This window comes from Klebsiella sp. A-Nf5 (genome assembly GCF_002810545.1).
In the GTDB taxonomy this organism is placed as follows: domain Bacteria; phylum Pseudomonadota; class Gammaproteobacteria; order Enterobacterales; family Enterobacteriaceae; genus Klebsiella; species Klebsiella variicola.
Genome location: NZ_PIOG01000088.1, coordinates 1 through 5056, shown reverse-complemented (window position 1 = coordinate 5056; position 5056 = coordinate 1). Strand labels below are relative to the sequence as shown.

At 51.1% G+C, this 5056-nt stretch carries 10 protein-coding genes; all 10 read left to right on the top strand.

Annotated features, from left to right (window positions below; all coding sequences use genetic code 11):
- The coding region (locus CWM53_RS08975) for a type-F conjugative transfer system secretin TraK (protein WP_206062615.1) at positions 1–380 on the top strand (380 nt) is incomplete at its 5' end.
- On the top strand, positions 380–1795 hold the full coding sequence (traB, locus tag CWM53_RS08970; RefSeq protein ID WP_100750779.1) for an F-type conjugal transfer pilus assembly protein TraB: 1416 nt from the start codon (positions 380–382) through the stop codon (positions 1793–1795). The genes CWM53_RS08975 and traB, both read left to right, overlap by 1 nt.
- Positions 1788–2396 (top strand): conjugal transfer protein TraP, encoded by a 609-nt coding sequence (locus CWM53_RS30355; RefSeq protein ID WP_106427120.1) that lies wholly within the window; start codon positions 1788–1790, stop codon positions 2394–2396. Before traB ends, CWM53_RS30355 begins: the two co-directional genes overlap by 8 nt.
- A complete protein-coding gene (locus CWM53_RS30440; RefSeq protein ID WP_133124344.1) occupies positions 2377–2592 on the top strand; it encodes a DNA/RNA helicase domain-containing protein in 216 nt (71 codons plus the stop codon). The genes CWM53_RS30355 and CWM53_RS30440 overlap by 20 nt, the downstream gene beginning before the upstream one ends.
- Positions 2593–2614: 22 nt before the next feature.
- Positions 2615–3199, top strand: a complete 585-nt coding sequence (gene traV, locus CWM53_RS08960; RefSeq protein ID WP_015632500.1) for a type IV conjugative transfer system lipoprotein TraV — start codon at positions 2615–2617, stop codon at positions 3197–3199.
- Positions 3200–3330: 131 nt separating this feature from the next.
- Positions 3331–3741, top strand: coding sequence for a hypothetical protein (locus CWM53_RS08955; RefSeq protein WP_100750778.1), 411 nt, complete (start codon positions 3331–3333; stop codon positions 3739–3741).
- A 4-nt stretch (positions 3742–3745) separates the two neighbouring features.
- Entirely contained in the window at positions 3746–4030 is a 285-nt protein-coding gene (locus CWM53_RS08950) for a hypothetical protein (RefSeq protein ID WP_064155748.1), read from the top strand.
- Positions 4031–4053: 23 nt separating this feature from the next.
- Positions 4054–4272, top strand: a complete 219-nt coding sequence (locus CWM53_RS08945; protein ID WP_032435743.1) for a hypothetical protein — start codon at positions 4054–4056, stop codon at positions 4270–4272.
- Positions 4273–4584 (top strand): hypothetical protein, encoded by a 312-nt coding sequence (locus CWM53_RS08940; protein WP_100750777.1) that lies wholly within the window; start codon positions 4273–4275, stop codon positions 4582–4584.
- 66 nt (positions 4585–4650) lie between these two features.
- A complete protein-coding gene (locus CWM53_RS08935) occupies positions 4651–5055 on the top strand; it encodes a hypothetical protein (protein ID WP_086619028.1) in 405 nt (134 codons plus the stop codon).
- The last annotated feature ends 1 nt before the right edge of the window (position 5056 follow it).

The following is a 5056-nucleotide window of genomic DNA, read 5'->3' as shown; positions in this document are numbered from 1 at the left end:
GCGAGCTGGCGGGGACACCCGGTCCGGCAAAAGCCTGGGAAGAGTCGAACCCCTATGAATCGTTACTGGTTTCGCTGAATCGCGCCGTGCGCCAGGGCAGCGTACCCGATGAGTATCAGTCTGTCCCCGTCACCTCTGAAGTGCTGCAGGTGCCGGCTGGTCTGCGCGCCACTGCCGACCGGGTCTGGGTCGGTCATCACCTGAAAGTCGTCCGTTTCAGTCTGGATAACGTCTCCCTGTCGCCCCGTATGGTGCGTGAAAGCGATTTCTGGCAGCCCGGAACACGTGCCGTCATGTTCAGTACCCCGGCGGGCTTGCTGACCGCCGGTGGTCGCATGCAGATCTGGGTCACGACGTCAGATGAAGGAGTGAAGCGCTGATGGCCAACTTCAACACTCTGATCAAACGTAAGCAATATATCTGGCTGGGACTCATTCTGGCGGGCGGCGCAGCAGCAGTCGGAGGCGGGCTGTATCTGTCAGATCTGAACATGAGCTCTGATGAGGGAGCCCCGGCTCAGGGCGAACCCGCGCCGGATATGACCGGGGTGGTCGACAGCAGCTTCAACAGTAAGGTGGAGCAGCACGCGACCACCGAAATGCAGGCGACTGCCGCTGATCTCAACAAGCGTTTTGACTCCCTGCAGGGGGAAGTGGACCTGCTGAGTAAGGCGCGAACCGCTGACCAGATACGTATCGACAAACTCAGCAGTGACAATGAAGCCATGCAGACTCAGCTGAAGGCGCTGGGCGTGAAACCGGCTGTCTCTGGTGGCGAGCCCGCGCCGACTCCTCCGTCACCGCCACCCGGGCCGGAAGGTGAGCCGCAGCCAGCCAGTTATCCGCCGCAGACCGGAGCCGCGGTACCGCCTCCGACGGCATTCTATCCGGGGAATGGTATGACACCGCCGCCGCAGGTCAGCTACCAGTCTGTGCCGGTTCCGAACCAGATACAGCGTAAAACATTCAACTACAACAGGGGCAAAAAAGGGCGGGAGCTGCCCTATATCCCTTCCGGCAGCTTTGCGAAGAGCATCCTGATTGAAGGGGCCGATGCGAATGCTTCTGTCACGGGTAACGAGTCCACGGTGCCGATGCAGCTGCGTGTGGTGGGTCGTGTCGAGATGCCGAACAGCAAAACGTATGACCTGACCGGCTGCTTTGTCGGTCTCGAAGCCTGGGGGGATGTTTCCAGTGAGCGTGCCATCGTCCGCACCCGGAATATCAGTTGCATCAAGGGCGATAAAACCATCGACCAGCCGATAGCCGGGCACGTCTCTTTCATGGGCAAGAACGGGGTGAAAGGGGAAGTCGTGATGCGTAACGGCAAAATCCTCGGCTGGGCCTGGGGCGCTGGCTTTGTTGAAGGAATTGGTCAGGGGATGGAGCGGGCGTCACAGCCGTCCGTGGGTCTCGGGGCCACGGCGACGGTCGGTGCCGGCGATGTTCTGAAAATGGGGATTGGTGGCGGTGCATCGAAAGCAGCGCAGACGCTGAGCGAGTACTACATCAAACGCGCGGAGCAGTATCACCCGGTTATCCCGATTGGTGCCGGCAATGAGGTGACGGTGGTCTTCCAGGATGGTTTCCAGCTGAAAACTATTGAGGAGCTGGAAGCGGAAAAGAACGGTCAACAACAGGCGCAGAGCCAGGAGCCGGTCGCGCAGCCTGAAGCACAGCAGTCAGGCAGCAACCTGAACGGGTTTAACACTGACGAAATGCTGAAGAAGCTGGGCAAACTTGACCCTCGCCAGTTCTCACCAGGCGGAGAAGCGCAGGGAGAAAATCATGGTTAAGTCCCGCACCGCTCTCGCTCTGTCCATGTCCTCGCTGCGCTGGTTCCGCTGGCTGATTCAGCATGCGGTAGTGTATCCGCTGGCCACGATGATGCTGCTGATTGTAACAGTGCTGTGGCGTGGTCATATCACGCCCGGTCAGATGCTGGTGAATACCATCGAATCGGTGCAGCGGGAAGGATATGTCATTCACGACTGCACGGGACCCGCTTCGCGCGAAGCACTCAATGGCGATGAGGTGAAGCCGTTGTTGCCTCCGCCTCCGGTATTAAAAGAAGACTGCGTTGCTGTCATGACTGACGCGGCAGGGTATGCAGCACATATTGACCAGGGCTACACGAAAAACATCCTCTGGCTTTGGCTGCTGATGGCGGTTGTGTTTACGGGGGGCGCGGTGGTTTTCGGTCGCACCCCTGCCAGCAGAACAGGTATCACGTGGGTGAGAGATGCGCGGGGGAATGTTTTCCCCGGATGCAGACCCGGCAAAGGCGCGCTATCACCGTTACTGGCCGGATATCAGAAACGCGGTGAGACCATCGTGGTTTATGACACTTCCGCAAAATTTAATGAGGAAGTTAAGAATGAAATCAAAGAGCAATAATCCGTTTCCCGATCCGTTTGTCGGTCCACTTTCCGGTGATGCGGGGAATGTTATGGTCGTCGGAAAGCCTGGTGCAGGTAAAACCTTACATATGTCAGAAATAATTTCTGCTGTTTCAGGGGATACGCGAAAACGGAATAAAACTGTCCGGACAATTAAGGCTAATAACCCATTCAGGATGAACCTGAAAAAATAACCGATAAATAGCGAGAAATATCATGAAGGAATTAATGCTGTTAATTCCTCTGGGCAGCGCTTTGCTCTTAACCGGGTGCGCGGGCACAGAGACCGAATTTCAATGTAATGCCACGACGTCGGATACCTGTATGACGATGGAGCAGGCAAATGAAAAGGCGAAGCTGAAAGAGGAACGCAGTGACGCAAAGCCGGCTGCGGCCGGGTTGCCACAACTGGCTGAGGGTAATTTCAGAACCACGTCAGTTAATTCGTACCCGTTGCCGCCTCAACCTAACCTGAACCGGGCCAGAGTGGCAGCGGAGAAAGATCGAGCACGGGCAGTGTACCTAAATAATCCAACGGCAAAGAATGAGGCAGCATATTTCGAAACCGAGAAAAGGAGCCAGTCTTTGCCGGTAGTGAAAATGTCTTTACCAGTTGTGGCGTCAACGTTTACGTCGCCATCAACGCTGCCAGGTAATTATCCCCGGCCATTAAGAAAAGGGGAGGAGACAACGTCATTGTGGATAGCGCCGTATGTGGATGCAGATGATGTATATCACCAGCCAGCAACGGTTCTTTTTGTCGTGACACCATCGGCGTGGGGACAACCTCGCCTTAATTGATTCACAGCGCCATTACTGGCGCTGCAGTAAGTTTTCATTTCTGAATTATAACGAGTGCCCTCTGCGTTGAAAGGGATGGGCGGTAGCGTGTGAAATGAACCTCGATAACGAATAATGAAAGGATTTGAAAAATGACTGACTCAATGAAATATCTATGGCTGCTTTTGCGCGAAGATTCGTCATATATTTTTATGTTGATGTTGATTGTTGGCACTGCCGTAGTTATGTCTTTCTTTTTACAGAGGTTGTTTGTGTCATGGTGGGGTAAGACAATCATTCTGATAATGTGTATTGTCGTCGCGATAACAGAAGTGTTTGCCTTTCTTGAGCCTGAGTCAACATACAAACAGATTCAAACCAGAAAACAGGATGTCATCTATACGCTGAAAAACTGCAGAATCTCCGCATTTGAAGCGCAGCAGGCAGGGTTTCTGGCTAAAGCGAAAGATGGCTGGTCTTGTCCGGATGGCGTAACACGGTATATGGATGTGAGATACAGGGATAAGGCAGAGGTTAATAAACTTAGCACGGAGGGTAAGTAACGTGATGGATGAATTATTCAAATGGCTGCTTGCTTCTGTATTTGCAGTATATCTCTTGCTGTTTGCATTCAGTAATGACCCTGTACCAGAAGCGCTCGCACACCACTGGACTCATGACTGCCGCTTGCTGGAGAAGAATATTGATAAAGGTTTATTGTCTCCCACGCAAAACCGGCTTCAGTGTGGTGATGTCATTGAAAATGTCAGTGCAGATGAGTATGAACAGGCGATAAGCGGGAATAAGCCGGTTACCTTACAGGAGTTAATCGAAGGGATATTCAGTCGTTAATATATAAACAGGGGCAATAAAGTATGCATGCCTTTATTTTTCTGGTGCTGATGACACCGAGTAGTGGCGGTGGGATTTGGAATGTTTCTCCCATGCCTAATACAGATGTTTGCATAAAAATGCTACGGGTACTCGAAGCACGTGGAGGAAGAGGTTACGGAAGTAATACAGGAGAGTGCATTGAAATTAAAACCCGCGAGCCTTTGAACAGCGTGATGGAAACATTGAGTGAGGGTGGGTAAATGGCTGAATACCAGTTAAGTTTTGATGGGTTTGTACGACTTTTTTTTGCAATGGCAATCATTATCTGTGGTTACGGCTATGTAATTATGGGTGTTTTTATAAGAGATACGCTTGCCTGTATTTTAATGTTGTTTGGGCTTGCAGGTCTCAGTGCTTTATTTTCTTTCATGGTATTCATGGATAAAAACATGTGGGCCGGTTCTCCTGATTTGACGCTGTCAGTAATAACGGGATTTTTTACAGCCACAGTCATCTTTTATATGTTTTATGTCTTGATTTACTCCTTTGAACGGATGGGGGCAGGTGAATAGTAAGACCGATGGTCAGTATTAACAATCTCACGTTATTTGAAAGTATGCAGCATAAGGAATAAGAAAGTGAAAGCGTACTATATACTCGGACATAATGTTGCATGGCTTAACGGTATATGCCTGATTCTTTTTGTTATTGGTGTGGTCGGTGCGCTGGCAATGGTTGCCATCCCTGAAAAATTCAATCTTCGAGTTAACAGAGGCGATACATTCATATACTGTTCGCTTATAGCGGTGGTTGGGTTTTCCGGGATGTTCGTTATCTCCATTCACTCATTTTCGATGGATGAACTTGAAGCAGGTAGACACTGGAAAGACGACTGCAGGACACTTGAGGTAAACATGCCGACAGGCGCTTTTACCAGCCCTGTTAATAAACTGGACTGTGATGGCATCATCATTAATGTGCCAGGTGAGCGGTATTATGCGTATATCCATCAGTGGGAATTATACCAGGCGAATAAAAAATGAA